Origin of the sequence: Qipengyuania flava (genome assembly GCF_019448255.1) — a bacterium.
Classification (GTDB): Bacteria; Pseudomonadota; Alphaproteobacteria; order Sphingomonadales; family Sphingomonadaceae; genus Qipengyuania; species Qipengyuania flava_A.
Window position 1 is genome coordinate 365,601 of record NZ_CP080410.1, and the last position, 14,795, is coordinate 380,395.

Below are 14,795 nucleotides of genomic sequence, written 5' to 3' on the forward strand. Positions count from 1 at the left end.
CCGTGTCCGAACCGACCTCGCCGCCCGTCGCCGAAAAGCGCGACCATTCCTACAGCTATCACGGGATCACCATTTCCGATCCCTATCATTGGCTGAAGGACCAGAGCTATCCGACCGTCGATGACGAGGATGTGCTCACCTATGTGAAGGCGGAGAACGCCTGGTTCGAAACGCGGATGAAGGGCCAGCAGCCGCTGGTCGACGAGCTGTTCGAAGAGATGAAGGCGCGCATCAAGGAGGACGAATCGACCGTCCCGCAGAAAGATGGCGACTGGCTCTACTGGTCGGAATTCGAGGAAGGCGCCGAATACCGCAAATACTACCGTCGCCCGGTCTCAGGCGGCGATGCGCAGCTGATCCTCGACGAGAACGAGCTGGCCGAAGGGCACGAATACTTCCGCCTCGGCGCGTTCTCGGTGTCGAAGAACGGGCGCTACCTTGCCTATTCGAGCGATACCGACGGATCGGAACGCTTCACCGCCCGGATCAAGGATCTCGAAACGGGCGAACTCCTGCCCGACACCATCCCCGGCACGCTGACCGGCCTCACCTGGGTGATGGACGACACGGCGATCGTCTACGGTCTCGCGAACGAGCAATGGCGCGTGCACGATGCGACGCTGCATGTGCTCGGCACGCCGGTGTCCGAGGATGTCGAGCTGTACCGCGAAAGCGATAACGACGGCTTCCGCGTGAGCGCGGGCCTGACCGCGCAGGAAGACTGGCTGGTCATCGCTGTCGGCGACAACGAGACGAGCGAAGTGCGCCTCGTGCGCGCCGACGACCCGACGGGCGAGCAGATCCTCGTGTCTCCGCGCCTCAAGGGCCGCGAGTACGATGTCGATGTGCGCGATGGCGTGCTCTACGTGCACACCAACGATGATCACGTGAACTTCCGCCTCGCCACGGCGAGCCTCGAAGCGCCGGGCGAATGGACCACGCTGATCGAAGGATCGGACGAATTCTACCTCGACGGATTCGAGCTGTTCAAGGACTTCTACGTCACGCAGGGCCGCCTGCGCGGCCTCGACCAGGTGCAGCTGCGTTCCTACGAAGACGCCTCGGACATGACCCCCATCGCCTTCTCCGAAGCGAGCTACACCGCAGGCCTGTCGAACAATCCCGAATACGACATGCAGAAGCTGCGCCTTTCCTATGAAAGCATGGTCACGCCGGATTCGGTGTTCGACTATCACGTTGCAACGGGCGAGCTGGAGCTGCTCAAGCAGCAGGAAATCCCGAGCGGCTACGACGCCGATCTCTACCAGGTCGAACGGATCGAGGTCGCCGCGCGCGACGGGACCATGGTCCCCGTCTCGATCGTCAGCCGCAAGGACCGCGAACAGGGCGGGCCGCTGCATCTCTACGCCTATGGCGCGTACGGCTTTGCCTATCCGCCCAACTTCTCGACCACGCGCCTCAGCCTGGTCGACCGGGGTTTCGCCTACGCCATCGCGCATGTCCGCGGCGGCGACGACCTGGGCCGCAACTGGTACCTGCAGGGCAAATTGAACGAGCGCACCAACACCTTCAACGACTTCGTCGATGTCGCGAAGGGCCTGATCGACAAGGGCTACACCACCAAGGGCCGTATCACGGCCAGCGGCGGTTCGGCCGGCGGCGAGCTGATGGGCGTGGTGCTCAACACCGATCCTGACCTGTGGGGCGCAGTGGTGGCGCATGTGCCCTTCGTCGACGTGCTCAACACCATGCTCGACAAGGACCTGCCGCTTACTCCGGGCGAATGGCCGGAATGGGGCAACCCGATCGAGAGCAAGCAAGCCTTCGCCTACATCCTGTCCTATTCGCCCTACGACCAGGTCATCGCGCAGGACTATCCGCCGCTGCTGGTGACCGCCGGTCTCAACGATCCGCGCGTGACTTACTGGGAGCCCGCCAAGTGGGTTGCCAAGCTGCGCGAATACAAGACGGACGAGAACGAGCTGCTGCTGAAGACCAACATGGGCGCAGGCCACGGCGGCAAGTCGGGCCGCTTCGCCTCGATCTACGAGGTCGCGGAAGAATACGCCTTCATCCTGTGGCAGATGGGTTTGAGCGAGTGAGCAACCGCTTCGAGCGGACCTTCACCGCGCGGGCCGAGCACATCGACGAGCTTGGCCATGTGAACAATGCCGTCTGGGTTCAGTGGATCCAGGACATGGCGACTGCGCATTGGGATGCGGTCGCCAGGCCTGAGGACCGCGAGGCGTTCTTCTGGGTCGTGACCCGGCACGAGATCGATTACCGCGGCAATGTGACCGAGGGCGAGAGCGTGACCGGCACGACCTGGATCGAGGGCCCGGCGCGCGGTGCGACCTCGCTGCGCCGGGTCGAATTTCGCGACGCGGCGGGCAAGGTAATCGTCAACGCCGCGACGACCTGGGCAATGCTCGAGCGCGCCAGCAACCGGCTCGCACGGGTGCGGGCCGAGGTGCTGGCGCCCTTTGTGGGCGATTAGCCGATGAGGTCGGCGACCGGGCGGTAATTATAGCCCAGTTCGCTGGCAACCGCTTCGTAAGTCACCTCGCCCTTGTGGACGTTGAGACCCTCGGCAAGGTGCGGATCGCTCGCCAGCGCGTCCTTCCAGCCCATGCGCGCGATGCGCAGCGCATGCGGCAGGGTGACGTTGTTGAGCGCATAGGTGCTGGTGCGCGCGACCGCGCCCGGCATGTTGGCGACGCAATAGTGCACGATGTCGTCGACCACATAGGTCGGATCGGCGTGAGTGGTCGGCTTCGAAGTTTCGAAGCAGCCGCCCTGGTCGATCGCGACATCGACGAGGACAGCGCCCTTCTGCATGTCCTTGAGCATTTCGCGCGTGACGAGCTTGGGCGCCGCTGCGCCCGGGATCAGCACCGCGCCGATGACGAGGTCGGCGTTGCACACGGCGTCATAGAGGTTCGCCGCGTTCGAGAAGCGCGTGCTGGCACGGCTTTCGAAATGGGTGCCGACCTTTTCCAGCACTTCCGGATCGCGGTCGAGAATGGTGACATCGGCACCGAGGCCCGCCGCCATCTGCGCCGCGTTGAAACCGACCACGCCGCCCCCGATCACCACGACCTTGCCCGGCATCACGCCCGGCACGCCGCCGAGCAGCACGCCGCGTCCGCCATGCGCCTTTTCAAGCGCCGTCGCGCCGGCCTGCACGCTCATGCGGCCCGCGACCTGGCTCATCGGCTTCAGCAGCGGCAGCTGGCCGCGCGGGCCGGTAACGGTCTCGTAGGCGATCGCGGTGACACCGCTGTCGACGAGGTCCTTGGTCTGCTCCGGATCGGGTGCGAGGTGCAGGTAGGTGTAGAGGATCTGGCCTTCGCGCAGCTTCTTGCGCTCGACTGCCTGCGGTTCCTTGACCTTCACCACCATCTCGCACTCGGCGAAAATCGCGTCCGGGCCGTCGACGATCTTTGCGCCTGCGGCGACATACTGGTCGTCGCTGGCGTCGATGCCGGCGCCCGCCTGGGTCTCGATCCAGACCTCGTGGCCCTGGACTATGAGCTCCTTCGCGCTCTCCGGCGTCAGGCCGACGCGGTATTCGTGATTTTTGATTTCCTTGGGGCTGCCGATGAGCATGGGGAGGACTCCTTGTGTGCGGCAGCCCGTTACAACTGCAACCATCTCGGGGCAAGCCCGTGCGGCGCGCAACGCGGGCGGCGGTTGGCAGGACACGGCGAATGGCGCATCATGTTCTGCGAAACGGCAGGGAGGATGGCATGCGGCGGTTGGGCATTGCAGCGGGCACGCTGGTAGTGGCGGTGCTTCTCGTGGGGCTTATCCTGTGGTGGACGTCGCCCGATCCGCGACTGAATCCGGCGAGCTTCGAGGATGAGGAACTTGTCCCTGGCCTTGCTCCGGCAGGCGAGGCGACGACGCTTGCACAGGTTCGCCGCGACGACGGCACGGTCGCGACGCTGCTGGTCACAGGGTTCGAAGGCGAAACGATCCGCGCCGTCGACCTGTCAGCAAGCAGCGGCACGGACAGCGAGGATCCGTTCGCGGTTCTCGCGCGGTTCGAGGGCGAGGAACTTGTCGCGCTCGCCAGCGAGGGGGAGAGCGAGGCTTACGCCATGGCGGACCTGCTTCGCGCCGCTCCTTCCGGTGATCGCCACATCGGGACCGGGACCAATTTCCCCGAACATGCGGAGGAAGCCAGCAGCACGTCGGTTTTCCAGTTTCCCAAGTTCGGCACCGCATCGCCCGCGCGCACGACGGTCGAGGGGCGCGAGGACGTCCTGCTCGATTACGAGGTCGAGCTGTGCATGCGCTTCGACCGCACGATCGAGAAGCCGGAGGATTTCGAAGAAGCGGTGAAGGGCGTTTTCCTGTGCGGCGATTTTACCGACCGCAGCACGCTCATCCGCCTGATCGATCCGGACAATCTCGATTCCGGTCGCGGGTTCAGCGATGGCAAGAGCCGCGCCGATTTCTACCCCTCGGGCCCCTTCCTTGTGATCCCGCGCGACTGGCGCAGCTTCGTGGCGCAGGAGCGGATGACGACGCGCGTGAATGGCGAGCGCCGCCAGGATGCGCGCGGGGGCGAAATGACGCTCGATTTCGAAGCGCTGGTGGCAAAGGCGCTCGGCGATATGGACCGTGACCGCTTCCTCTACGCCGATGCCTATTACCGCCTCGCACCCACTCCCGCGATCACACCGGACATGACGCTCATGTCCGGCACGGCAGAAGGCGTCATCTTCACCCAGCCCTCGCGCGGCGACATCATCGAGGGGCTGGCCGATTATCTCCTCTCGGGCCGCTGGCTGCGCGGTGACGACCCGGTGCCGACGATCATCGAGGCGTTCGTCGAGAACGAATTCGAGACCGGCCACTTCCTCCAGCCGGGGGATGTTGTCGAGCACCGCTCCTCGCGGCTCGGCACGATTGCCGTCGGCGTTACTGGTTCCCGGCGCTAGCCGCGGTCGACCAGGCGGTCGCCACCCGGCTGCCGCGCCCCGAAACCTGCGTATCGACATGCGCGGCATCGTCGCCCAGGGCCGCGACCAGCGTAGCGATGTTCGCCTCGCTGCCGGTCAGCGTGACGCGGACCCCGGTGCGGCGCGCCGCCCAGCCGACAAGGGCGAGCCGGATGGCGTTGTCGGCGTCGAGCCCTTCCTCGCCCACGGTGATGTCGGGAAGCGGCGCGAGCGGGGGTCGCAGTTCGACCGTCCAGCCGGGTGTGCTGCGTTCGAGCCGACGTTCCAGCTCGCGGTAGCCTGAAAGTGTCAGCCCTTCGAGCGGTTGCGCCACCGCCTGCGCGCGGCGGCTTTCGCGGTCGAGCATGACGTCGCTGCGCTCCACCCCGGCGAGCAGGGCGAGGTTCTGGGCAAGGTCGGCAATCTGGCGCTCGCTGGCCTCGGCCGCTTCGCGCGCTCGGGCCTGGGCAAGAGCCGCCTGTTCGGCAGCGCCCGGATCGGTGCCAACCTGGAACTGGTCGATGGTTACAAGGACTTCGCGACCCAGCCGGCGTTCCAGGCGGCGCGACACTTCCTGGTCCGCATCCGCCCGAAACTCAGGCGTAAAGACGCTGGCCGATACAGTGATCGGGTCTGCGTCCCAATTGACGATCGGCTGGTCGACCCGCGCCCTGTCGGTGAAGGCGTCAGAGACCTCCTGGTTGACGATGCGCTGGCCGTTCGCTTCCCACGCGATCGTGCGTAGCGAGAAGCCGAGCGGGACCGCCAGCGCGATAAACACGGCCACGATCACTACCGATTGGAGGCGGCTCTGGCGGTGCGTGAGATCGGACTGGAAACCATAGAGGCGGGCCATGACGGCGGCGGTCAGGCCGATGGTCACGAGGTTGGTGATGAACAGGCCAAGCGCTCCGCCGAAAACGGTCCAGTTCATGGTCGCAAGGCCGAAGCCGACCACTGCAAGCGGTGGCATCAAGGCGGTTGCGATGGCGACCCCTACGATGGTGCCCTCGCGTCCCCGGATCACGGCGTAGGAACCGGCAAGGGCGGAGAACAGCGCGACCAGCAGGTCGAACAGGTTGGGCCGCGTGCGCGCCGCGATTTCGGTGGTGACGGTCTGCAGCGGCGAAAAGAACACGATCAACGCGCAGAAGAAGATCGCGAAGAGCGAGCCGGCGACCAGTGCCTTGCCGCAGCGGCGCAGCCAGTCCGCATCGCCGGTCGCCAGCGAGAAGCCGGTGCCGATGATCGGGTTCATCAGCGGCGACAAGAGCATGGCCCCGATGACCACCGCCGGCGAGGACAGCAACAGGCCGAGGATAGCGATCCCCGCGCTCATCGCGGTCATGAAGATGTAGCGGCTGGTCAGCAGCGATTCGCCGCGCACGCGTTCGATCGTGGCGACATGGTCGAGATCGGCGATGACCCCGTCGCGCCACCAGGCACGGGTTTCGGCCAGCGCGCGCAGGACCGTGAACCGGCTGATAGGCCCGCGCTTCGCGTATCCCTTGCCCGACGCGTCGGCGTCAGGGGAGGGATCGTCCGACCAGTCGTCGGTCTTGCTATCGGATGAAGTGGCCATTCGGGCGCGATCTAGCGGCTTGTCGAGCGTGAGTCCCGTCTAAAGTGCAAGAGCTTAGCGCCTCGCGCTAAATCGGGTTGCCGTCCTGGTCGCGGAAGATCTCGCGGCGGCCGACGTGGTTGGCGGGGCCGACGAGGCCTTCGCTCTCCATCCGCTCGATCCACTTGGCCGCCGTGTTGTAGCCCACGCCCATCTGGCGCTGGAGCCACGATCCGGAAGCCTTCTGGTTCTCGATCACGATCTGGCAGGCCTGGCGGTACTTGCGCTCTTCCGGGTTGTCCGAAGCGGTGAACTCGTCTTCGAAGTTGAAGCCGCCGTCCTCCGGTTCTTCCGTGACGGCATCCACATAGTCGGGCTTGCCCTGGCCGCGCCAGTGGTCGGCCACGCGCTCGACCTCCTCGTCGGACACGAACGGGCCGTGGACGCGGATCATCGCGCCGGTGTTCGGCTTGTAGAGCATGTCGCCGCGGCCGAGCAGCTGCTCGGCCCCCTGTTCGCCCAGGATCGTGCGGCTGTCGATGCGGCTCGTCACTTTAAAGCTGATGCGGGTCGGCAGGTTCGCCTTGATCACGCCGGTGATGACGTCGACCGAGGGGCGCTGCGTCGCCATGATCAGGTGGATGCCCGCCGCGCGGCTCTTTTGCGAAAGGCGCTGGATCAGGACTTCGATTTCCTTGCCCACGGTGACCATGAGGTCGGCCAGCTCGTCGACGATCAGCACGATCAGCGGCAGCGGTTCGTAATCGAGCTGCTCTTCCTCGTAGAGCTCCTCGCCCGTTTCCGGGTCGAAGCCGGTCTGCACGCGGCGGCCGAGCGGTTTGCCCTTCTCGATCGCTTTCTTCACCTTGTCGTTGAAGCCCGCGATGTTGCGCGAATTCACGCTGCTCATCATGCGGTAGCGCTTCTCCATCTCCTCGACGGCCCATTTGAGCGCGCGCACGCTCTTGTGCGGTTCGGTCACCACGGGGCTGAGGAGGTGGGGAATGTCGTCGTAGCTCTTCAGTTCGAGCACCTTGGGATCGATCAGGATCAGGCGGCATTCGTCGGGGGTGAAGCGGTAGAGCAGCGAGAGCAGGATAGCGTTGAGGCCGACCGACTTGCCCGAGCCGGTCGTGCCGGCCACCAGCAGGTGCGGCATGGCAGCAAGGTCGGCGACGATCGGCTCGCCGCCAATGTCCTTGCCCAGGATCATGGGCAGGCTGCCCTTGTGGTCGACAAAGGCTGCCGAATTGGCGAGCTGCTTGTAGCTGACCATCTGGCGGTCGGCGTTGGGCAGTTCGATCCCGATCACGGTCTTGCCCGGAATGGGTGAGACGCGCGCGCTGATCGCGCTCATGTTGCGGGCGATGTCTTCGGCAAGGCCAACCACGCGGCTAGCCTTGATGCCGGGCGCGGGCTCAAGTTCGTACATGGTCACCACGGGACCGGCGCGCACGGCGGTTATCTCGCCCTTCACGTTGAAGTCGTCGAGCACGTTCTCGAGCAGGCGCGCGTTGCGCTCCAATGCCATCTTGTCGAGCTTGGGCGCTGCGTTGTCGGGAATGTCGTCGAGAAGGTCGTGGCTCGGCAGCTGGAAGGTCGCGAACATGTCGCGCTGCTTGGCCTTGGCGGGCTTGGGCTGCGCGGGGCTTGGCGCGGGATCGGCGATTTCGGGCGGGCGGCGCGATTCCTTGACCGGCGGGGCATCCTCGCGCTCGTCGGCCACCTTCTCGCGCTTGCGGTTCTTTACCGGGAGCGGGAGTTCGAGATCGGGCAGCGCCGCCTTGCGCTTCACGAAATCGGGCAGGGTCAGGAATTGGGCCCAGTCGATCGCAAAGACCCGTGTGACGAGCGCGGCCCCGCCGCCCAGCGCAACCAGCGCCAGCGCGAGGACGATCCAGCCGGATATCTCGCCGCCGAACCGGCCTGCGACCGCTTCGATGCTCAGCCCGCCAAGCTGGCCGAACAATCCGCCAAGCCCTGCCGGAAGGCTGCCGGTCGACGGTTCGAAGGCCAGCGCCAGCACTGTGCCAAGGAGGACAATGGCCGCCAGGAGCATGGCGAGCGGACCCCACCAGCGGCCGGGGGTTGTTTCGTCATCCTCGTCCCGCTCGACCCCGGTCCACAGCCGGCGCGCCGAAATGTAGAGCAGCGGCAGCAGGAGGACGGCGGGAAGGCCGAGGAAGTTGAGCGCCCGCTCGCTCGCCCAGGCGCCGCTGGCGCCCATCCAGTTGCGGATGTCTTCGCCGCTTGCCGCGGTCGAGGGGCTGGGATCGGTCTGGGTGTAGCTTGCCAGCGAGAGCGTCAGGAAGATGAGCAGGGCGAAGAGCAGCCCCGCGCCCGCCATATGCGTGGCACGGCGGAAGGAGCGGCGAAACGCCGCGCGCCAATCGGGTGCTGCGCCTGCGCGCGTAGCCATGTCGTATCCCCTGATCCGTCGAAGGCGCGCAGTATGAATCCTCGGGGACTCGCCCGTCAAGCAACCTTCGTCGAACCGAGTCCGTCGATTGCGCCCCAGCGGACGATGCTGAAAGCATCGGCGCGCGCGCGGGTCATGCCGCCGAGCGCGATAACCGGCACGGGCGATTGCTGCGCGAGGACCGAAAATCCATGCGGCCCCAGCGTTTGAGACCCAGGATGCGAGGCGGTGGGGAAAACGGGCGAGAGGAAGATGCCATCGGCGCCTTCCGCAATAGCTGCCTGCAATTCGTCTCCGTCATGGGCGGTCGCAAGGTAGAGGCCTGTGCCTTTCTGCCCATAATGCCCGTCCGCGCCCCAGTCTTCTCGGCCGGAGAGGATAACCGTGTGGCCGTGCGCACGGGCGAGCCCCGCAAGCTCGTCATACCGCGCCTGCCGAGCGCCATCATCGAGGTGGTAGTGCCGAAAGACAAAGCCCGATCCCTCGGGCAAGGCCCGCAGCGCATCTTCCAGTCCCGCATCGTTGCGCGCGTCGCTCAGCAACCACAGCAGGGGCAGGGGGGACTGGTTTCGCGCCATGCACACGCTATAGCGCGCCGCGATGGAAAGCACAGACACCCCGCTCCAGCAGGTGCAGGCGAATATCGCGCAGGCCTGCAAGATCGCCCGCCGCGAAGTGGCTGACGTAACGCTCGTCGCGGTCAGCAAGACGCATCCGGCCGAAGCGATTGAGCCGCTGCTGCGCGAAGGCCAGCGTCATTTCGGCGAGAACCGCGTGCAGGAAGCGCAGGCCAAGTGGCCCGCGCTGCGCGAAGCCTATCCCTATGTGCAGCTGCACCTCATCGGCCAGCTCCAGTCCAACAAGGCGGAAGACGCGGTCGCGCTGTTTGACGTGATCCACTCGCTCGACCGGCCAAGCCTCGTGAAGGCGCTCGCCAAGGCGATGGACAAGCTGGACAAGCGCGTGCCCTGCTTCGTGCAAGTCGATGTGGGTGAGGAAGAGCAGAAGGGCGGCTGCCCGATTGCCGAGCTGCCCGCTCTGCTCGACCAGGCGCGCGCGGCCGATATCCCGGTCGCGGGTCTCATGTGCATCCCGCCCTTTGACATCGAACCCGCGCCCTTCTTCGCCTTCCTCGACAAGCTCGCCCGCGACCACGGGTTGGAAGGCCGCAGCATGGGCATGAGCGGCGACTACGAAACCGCGATCAAGCTCGGATCCACGCATGTTCGGGTTGGAACGGCGTTGTTCGGGGAACGCGGCAAACCGGCCTAGCCATGCCCGCATGAAGCGAAGCGGTAGGGCAGAGAACTACGCGTTTTCCAGCCGATCCTGCGTCGCATCGCTTGCCGCTTCGATCAGGCGCGCTTCAAGGCGGTCCATGCGTTCGCCGCGTTCCAGCTTCCCGCCGGTAAGATCGGTCACATAGAAGGTGTCGGCCGCGCGCTCGCCGTAATTGGTGATGTGCGCGGAGTGGACCACGAGGCGGCTTTCGAACAGCGTGCGGGCGAGGCGGTTGAGCAGCGCCGGACGGTCGCGCGCGTTCACCTCGATCACGGTAAAGCGGTTCGAAGCCTTGTTGTCGAACAGGACGCGCGGGGCCACGTCGAAGGCTCGCGCGCGGCTGTGCGCCAGCGGGCGCTGGGCAAGGCGCGGGGCGAGGTCGACCTTGTTCGCCAGCGCATCGGCAATCGAGTTCTTGAGCCGGGTCAGCTGGCTTTCTTCGGCAAAGGGATCGCCATGCGGGTCCTGCACGAGGAAATTGTCGAGCGCCCAGCCCATGCGTGTCGTGTGAATGCGCGCATCGATAATGTTGCCGCCGGCAAGGTGGATGCCGCCCGCGATGCGGTAGAACAGGCCCGGGTGGTCGGCCGCGATGACTGTCACCAGGGTCGCCCCGCGCGCTTCGTAGAACTCGCAGTGGATCGAGAGGTCATGCTCGGCCTCGCGTGCGGCGGCGTAATGGACGAGGTTGAGGGCAATGATGTCGCTCGGCTCGGCGATCCAGTAGGCATCGCCCATGGTCTTGGCGAGGCTTTCGACCAACGGGGCCTTGTCGCCCAGAAGCTCCGCGACTTCGGACTGCTTATAGGCGATCTTCTGCTCGCGCCCGTGGCGCATGTGGCCAAGGCGCAGGCGTTCGCTCGATACATCGTAGAGCTCGCCCAGCAGCTGGCCCTTCCAGCTGTTCCACGTCCCCGGTCCGACCGCGCGGATATCGACCGCGGTGAGGATGGCGAGGTGGCGCAGGCGCTCCGCGCTCTGCACCTGACCCACGAAATCCTCGATCGTCTTGGGATCGGTGAGGTCGCGTTTCTGTGCCGTGGCGCTCATCAGCAGGTGGTTCAGCACCAGCCAGGCGACCATCTCGGTCTCGCTGTCCGTCAGGCCGAAGCGCGGGCAGAGTTCCTCGGCCACCTCGGCTCCAAGCACCGAATGATCGCCGCCCCGGCCCTTGGCGATATCGTGCAGCAGCGCCGCGACATAGGCGACGCGGCGCGAATTGACCTTGTGAATGAGGCGCGTGGCGCGCGGGTGGTCGTCGGTCAGCTCGCCCTTCTCGATCTTGTTCAGGAGGCCGATCGCGCGGATAGTGTGCTCGTCCACCGTATAGTGGTGGTACATGTCGAACTGCATCTGCGCGTTGACCTTGCCGAAATCGGGCACGAATTTTCCGAAAACGCCCGCCTCGTTCATCCAGCGCAGGACCATCTCGGGATCGTTGCGCCCGCATAGCAGGTCGAGGAACAGCGCGTTGGCTCGCTCGTCGTTACGGACGGAATTGTCGATCAGCCCGCTGTCGCGGTTGGTCTGGCGCATGGTTTCCGGGTGGATTTCCAGCTCTTCCGCCTCCGCCAGCTGGAAGATCTCGATGAGGCGCACAGGGTCCTTCTTGAACCAGTCGTCCGACGGTGCGGCGATCCGCCCGCCGTAGACGCGGTAGCCCTTGAGCTGGCGCGCCTTCTGGCGCCAGCCGGCAAAGAACCCGCGCCGCGCGGTCTTGGTTTCGAACTGCTCGTCGATATGGGCAAGGAAGACGCCGGTCAGCGATCCGACGCGCTTTGCTTGAAGGAAATAGAACTGCATGAAGCGCTCGACCGCGCTCTTGCCGGGCCGGTCGGCGAAATTCATTCGCTCGGCAATGCGGCGCTGGAGATCGAAGGTCAGCCGGTCCTCGGCGCGCCCGGTGAGCACATGCATGTGGCTGCGCACCGCGAGGAGGAAGTTCTCCGCCTTGCGGAAGCTGCGATATTCTTCGGGTGTGAACAGGCCGACATCGACCAGTTCGGATGCAGTGCGCACGCGGTGGATGAACTTGCCGATCCAGTAGAGCGTGTGGAGGTCGCGCAGGCCGCCTTTGCCGTCTTTCACATTGGGTTCGACGACATAGCGGCTGTCACCCATGCGCTTGTGGCGCGCGTTGCGCTCGGCCAGCTTCTCGGTGACGAAATTGCGTTCGTTGCCGCGCACGACCTCGGCGCTGAAGCGGCGCGAGCCTTCGTCGTAAAGGTCCTGGTCGCCCCAGACATAGCGCCCTTCGAGCAGCGCCGTGCGGATGGTGAGATCGCCCTTGGAAAGGCGAATGGCCTCGTTTAGCGTGCGGGTCGAATGGCCCACTTTCAGGCCAAGGTCCCACATCATGTAGAGCATCGCCTCGACCACCTGCTCGCACCAGGCGGTTTTCTTCCCGCCCACGAGGAAGGCGATGTCGACATCGGAATGCGGCGACATTTCCGCGCGGCCGTATCCGCCCACGGCCATCACGGTCATCCGCTCCGCCTTGGAGCGGTTGGCGCTGGGATAGAGGTGGGTGGTCGCGTGATCGTGGATCACGCGGATCAGCTGGTCGATCAGGAAGGCGAAACCGCCCGCGTTCTCGTGCCCGGCGGAGGGTTTTTCCTCCAGCCGCCGGCCCAGCTCCTCGCGTCCGCGCTCGAGCGCGGCCTTGAGCGTCTGGACGATATGCGGGCGTGCAGCCTCGCCATGCTCCCCGACCAGCGCGTTGATCTCGGAAGCAAGCTTGCGCCTGTCGATGATCGCGCGCTGTCGGGGGACACGGGTTGTGGTCAAGCGGCGAGGTGCTCCTTGGCGAAGGTTGCCTTCACCGTACGCTTGTCGACCTTCTGGGTGCCCAGGCGCGGCAGCTGCTCGTCGCTCTGCCAGATGACCGAAGGCACCTTGAAGGCGGCGATGTGCTCGCGCAGGAAGCCCTGCAACTCCTCCACCGAAAGCTCCTGGCCCGGATGGGCGAAATAGACCGCTGCGGGGATTTCACCGAAACGTTCGTCGGGCAGGCCGAAGACCGAGCATTCGGCAACCTTGGGATGGGCGTAGATCGCCTCTTCCACCTCGATGCAGGAGATGTTTTCACCGCCGCGGATGATGATGTCCTTCTTGCGGTCGACGATGAACAGGTAGTTGTCCTCGTCGAGATAGCCGAGGTCGCCGGTGCGGAAATAGGCATCGTCCGAATAGGCGGCCTTGGTCGCTTCCTCGTTCTTCCAGTAGCCGAGGAAGTTGCAGACCGAGCGGATCGAAACCTCGCCCACCTTGCCCTGTTCCATCGGCTTCCCGTCATCATCGAGGATAGCCATGTCGACCAGCGGCAGCGAGGGCATGCCGGTGCTCGACGGCTTGGCGAGGTAGTTCTCGTTCAAGTTGCCCGCGCCAACGCCGTTGGTTTCGGTGAGACCGTAGCCGAGCACCGGATAGCCGTCCTGGAAGGCGTCCTTGATCTTCTTCACATGCTCGATCGGGCGCGCGGCGCCGCCGCCGGCGAAGGTCTTGCACTGCGAAAGGTCGTATTTGTCGCGCTCGGGATGCACGGCGATCTCGTAGCTCATCAGCGGCACGCCGACGAAGTAGGTCACCTTCTCCTCGTCGAGGAGGCGCAGCGCCTCGGTCGCGTCCCACTTGGGCATCAGCACGAGCTTGCGGCCCATGGCGAAGCTCTGGAGGAACAGCGGTACCTCGCCGGTAACGTGGAACAGCGGCACGGCGACCAGCGCGGACGGCTGAACGGTCGGTGCTTCGCCGCGTTCGGTCAGCAGCTGCAGGATCATGGCCGTCTGGCACACGTAGTTCATCGTGCCGGAAACGACGCCGAGATGGTCCGAATAGGCCCCCTTGGGATGGCCGGTCGAACCCGAGGTGTAGAGAATGGTCGCGAGATCCTCGGGGCCGATCTGGCCAAGCATCTGCATGGCGGTATCGCCGGCGGCCCAGACGGGCGCGAGGCCTTCCGACGGCACGCCATGATCGAACACGACGACCTTCGAGCTCTGCTCCATCCCTTCCAGGCGCGCAGCGCGCTGCGGGTCGGCGAGCACCAGCTTGCATTCGCACAGGTCGATTCCGTAGGCGAGCTCCTCGCCGGTCCACCAGCCATTCAGGAGCGTGGCACAACCGCCGGCCATCAGGATGCCCATGTAGGCGACAATCCAGTTGGTCGAATTGCGTGCGGCGATGCCCACGCGGTCGCCCTTTTCGATGCCGTGCTGGGTCGCAAGGCCGTGGGCGACGTGCGTGGCGGCGTGCCAGATCTCGCCGAAGGTCATGCGCATGTCGCCTTCGACGATGAAGGTCTCGTCCTTCTTCTCGTTACAGAAGTGGGCGAAGTAGTGGACCACGCTGGGGGGCGCGTTCTTGAACGCGGGCATGGTGACGCCGCGGCGGGTGACTTCGGTGAGCTCGAACATCTGCCCCGGAGCGGTCACGGCTTCGGTGATGCGGTGGATGTCCTTGTCGAGTTCTGTTGGCATGGGTCTTTGCTATCCTCTCCAATCGGCGCGCGTCCTCCATCCGAGGCTCGCGCATAACTTGCGGCTCGACGCAGGCTTTCCCCAAAACCCCTGCTATGCCAAAAGCCGCTCCCGATGGGTCGCCGGTCGCGGCCTTGGACACACCT

Annotated in this window: 10 protein-coding genes; 4 read left to right on the top strand and 6 right to left on the bottom strand. The window is 65.4% G+C overall.

All coding sequences use genetic code 11. The features are described 5' to 3' along the window. Positions 1–2 precede the first annotated feature (2 nt). The gene (locus KUV82_RS01905) at positions 3–2,063 is read left to right on the top strand and encodes a S9 family peptidase (RefSeq protein ID WP_258319801.1); all 2,061 of its coding nucleotides are present in this window, start codon (positions 3–5) and stop codon (positions 2,061–2,063) included. After that, positions 2,060–2,458, top strand: coding sequence for an acyl-CoA thioesterase (locus KUV82_RS01910; RefSeq protein WP_219955226.1), 399 nt, complete (start codon positions 2,060–2,062; stop codon positions 2,456–2,458). Before KUV82_RS01905 ends, KUV82_RS01910 begins: the two co-directional genes overlap by 4 nt. Here the strand turns inward: KUV82_RS01910 and ald are convergent. After that, entirely contained in the window at positions 2,455–3,570 is a 1,116-nt protein-coding gene (gene ald / locus KUV82_RS01915; protein WP_219955227.1) for an alanine dehydrogenase, read from the bottom strand. The two genes, KUV82_RS01910 and ald, sit on opposite strands and share 4 nt — an antisense overlap. Before the next feature lie 101 nt (positions 3,571–3,671). Between ald and KUV82_RS01920 the strand changes: the two genes are divergently transcribed. Further along, positions 3,672–4,910, top strand: coding sequence for a fumarylacetoacetate hydrolase family protein (locus tag KUV82_RS01920; RefSeq protein WP_258319802.1), 1,239 nt, complete (start codon positions 3,672–3,674; stop codon positions 4,908–4,910). On the opposite strand, the gene KUV82_RS01925 is transcribed toward KUV82_RS01920, so the two are convergent. The 3 genes from KUV82_RS01925 to KUV82_RS01935 all read right to left on the bottom strand — a co-directional run bounded on the left by KUV82_RS01925 (position 4,891) and on the right by KUV82_RS01935 (position 9,468). Further along, positions 4,891–6,492 (bottom strand): TIGR00341 family protein, encoded by a 1,602-nt coding sequence (locus KUV82_RS01925; protein WP_219955228.1) that lies wholly within the window; start codon positions 6,490–6,492, stop codon positions 4,891–4,893. The two genes, KUV82_RS01920 and KUV82_RS01925, sit on opposite strands and share 20 nt — an antisense overlap. A gap of 67 nt (positions 6,493–6,559) precedes the next feature. Beyond that, positions 6,560–8,890, bottom strand: coding sequence for an FtsK/SpoIIIE family DNA translocase (locus KUV82_RS01930; RefSeq protein ID WP_219955229.1), 2,331 nt, complete (start codon positions 8,888–8,890; stop codon positions 6,560–6,562). A 56-nt stretch (positions 8,891–8,946) separates the two neighbouring features. After that, positions 8,947–9,468, bottom strand: a complete 522-nt coding sequence (locus KUV82_RS01935; protein ID WP_219955230.1) for a thiamine phosphate synthase — start codon at positions 9,466–9,468, stop codon at positions 8,947–8,949. Between the two features lie 22 nt (positions 9,469–9,490). Here KUV82_RS01935 and KUV82_RS01940 point away from each other — a divergent pair, with 22 nt between their 5' ends. After that, positions 9,491–10,162, top strand: coding sequence for a YggS family pyridoxal phosphate-dependent enzyme (locus KUV82_RS01940; protein ID WP_219955231.1), 672 nt, complete (start codon positions 9,491–9,493; stop codon positions 10,160–10,162). 36 nt (positions 10,163–10,198) lie between these two features. Here the strand turns inward: KUV82_RS01940 and KUV82_RS01945 are convergent, their stop codons facing one another. After that, positions 10,199–12,958 (bottom strand): [protein-PII] uridylyltransferase, encoded by a 2,760-nt coding sequence (locus KUV82_RS01945; protein WP_219955232.1) that lies wholly within the window; start codon positions 12,956–12,958, stop codon positions 10,199–10,201. Next, positions 12,955–14,649 carry a class I adenylate-forming enzyme family protein gene (locus KUV82_RS01950; protein WP_219955233.1) on the bottom strand — a complete coding sequence of 565 codons (1,695 nt, stop codon included), beginning with the start codon at positions 14,647–14,649 and terminating at the stop codon, positions 12,955–12,957. Before KUV82_RS01950 ends, KUV82_RS01945 begins: the two co-directional genes overlap by 4 nt. Positions 14,650–14,795: the final 146 nt, after the last annotated feature.

Bases quoted from the DNA above. Each gene is read 5' to 3' on its own strand.
- KUV82_RS01940 (WP_219955231.1), top strand. From the start codon at position 9,491: ATGGAAAGCACAGACACCCCGCTCCAGCAGGTGCAGGCGAATATCGCG.
- KUV82_RS01920 (WP_258319802.1), top strand. From the start codon at position 3,672: ATGGCGCATCATGTTCTGCGAAACGGCAGGGAGGATGGCATGCGGCGG.
- KUV82_RS01925 (WP_219955228.1), bottom strand. From the start codon at position 6,492: ATGGCCACTTCATCCGATAGCAAGACCGACGACTGGTCGGACGATCCC.
- ald (WP_219955227.1), bottom strand. From the start codon at position 3,570: ATGCTCATCGGCAGCCCCAAGGAAATCAAAAATCACGAATACCGCGTC.
- KUV82_RS01930 (WP_219955229.1), bottom strand. From the start codon at position 8,890: ATGGCTACGCGCGCAGGCGCAGCACCCGATTGGCGCGCGGCGTTTCGC.
- KUV82_RS01935 (WP_219955230.1), bottom strand. From the start codon at position 9,468: ATGGCGCGAAACCAGTCCCCCCTGCCCCTGCTGTGGTTGCTGAGCGAC.
- KUV82_RS01950 (WP_219955233.1), bottom strand. From the start codon at position 14,649: ATGCCAACAGAACTCGACAAGGACATCCACCGCATCACCGAAGCCGTG.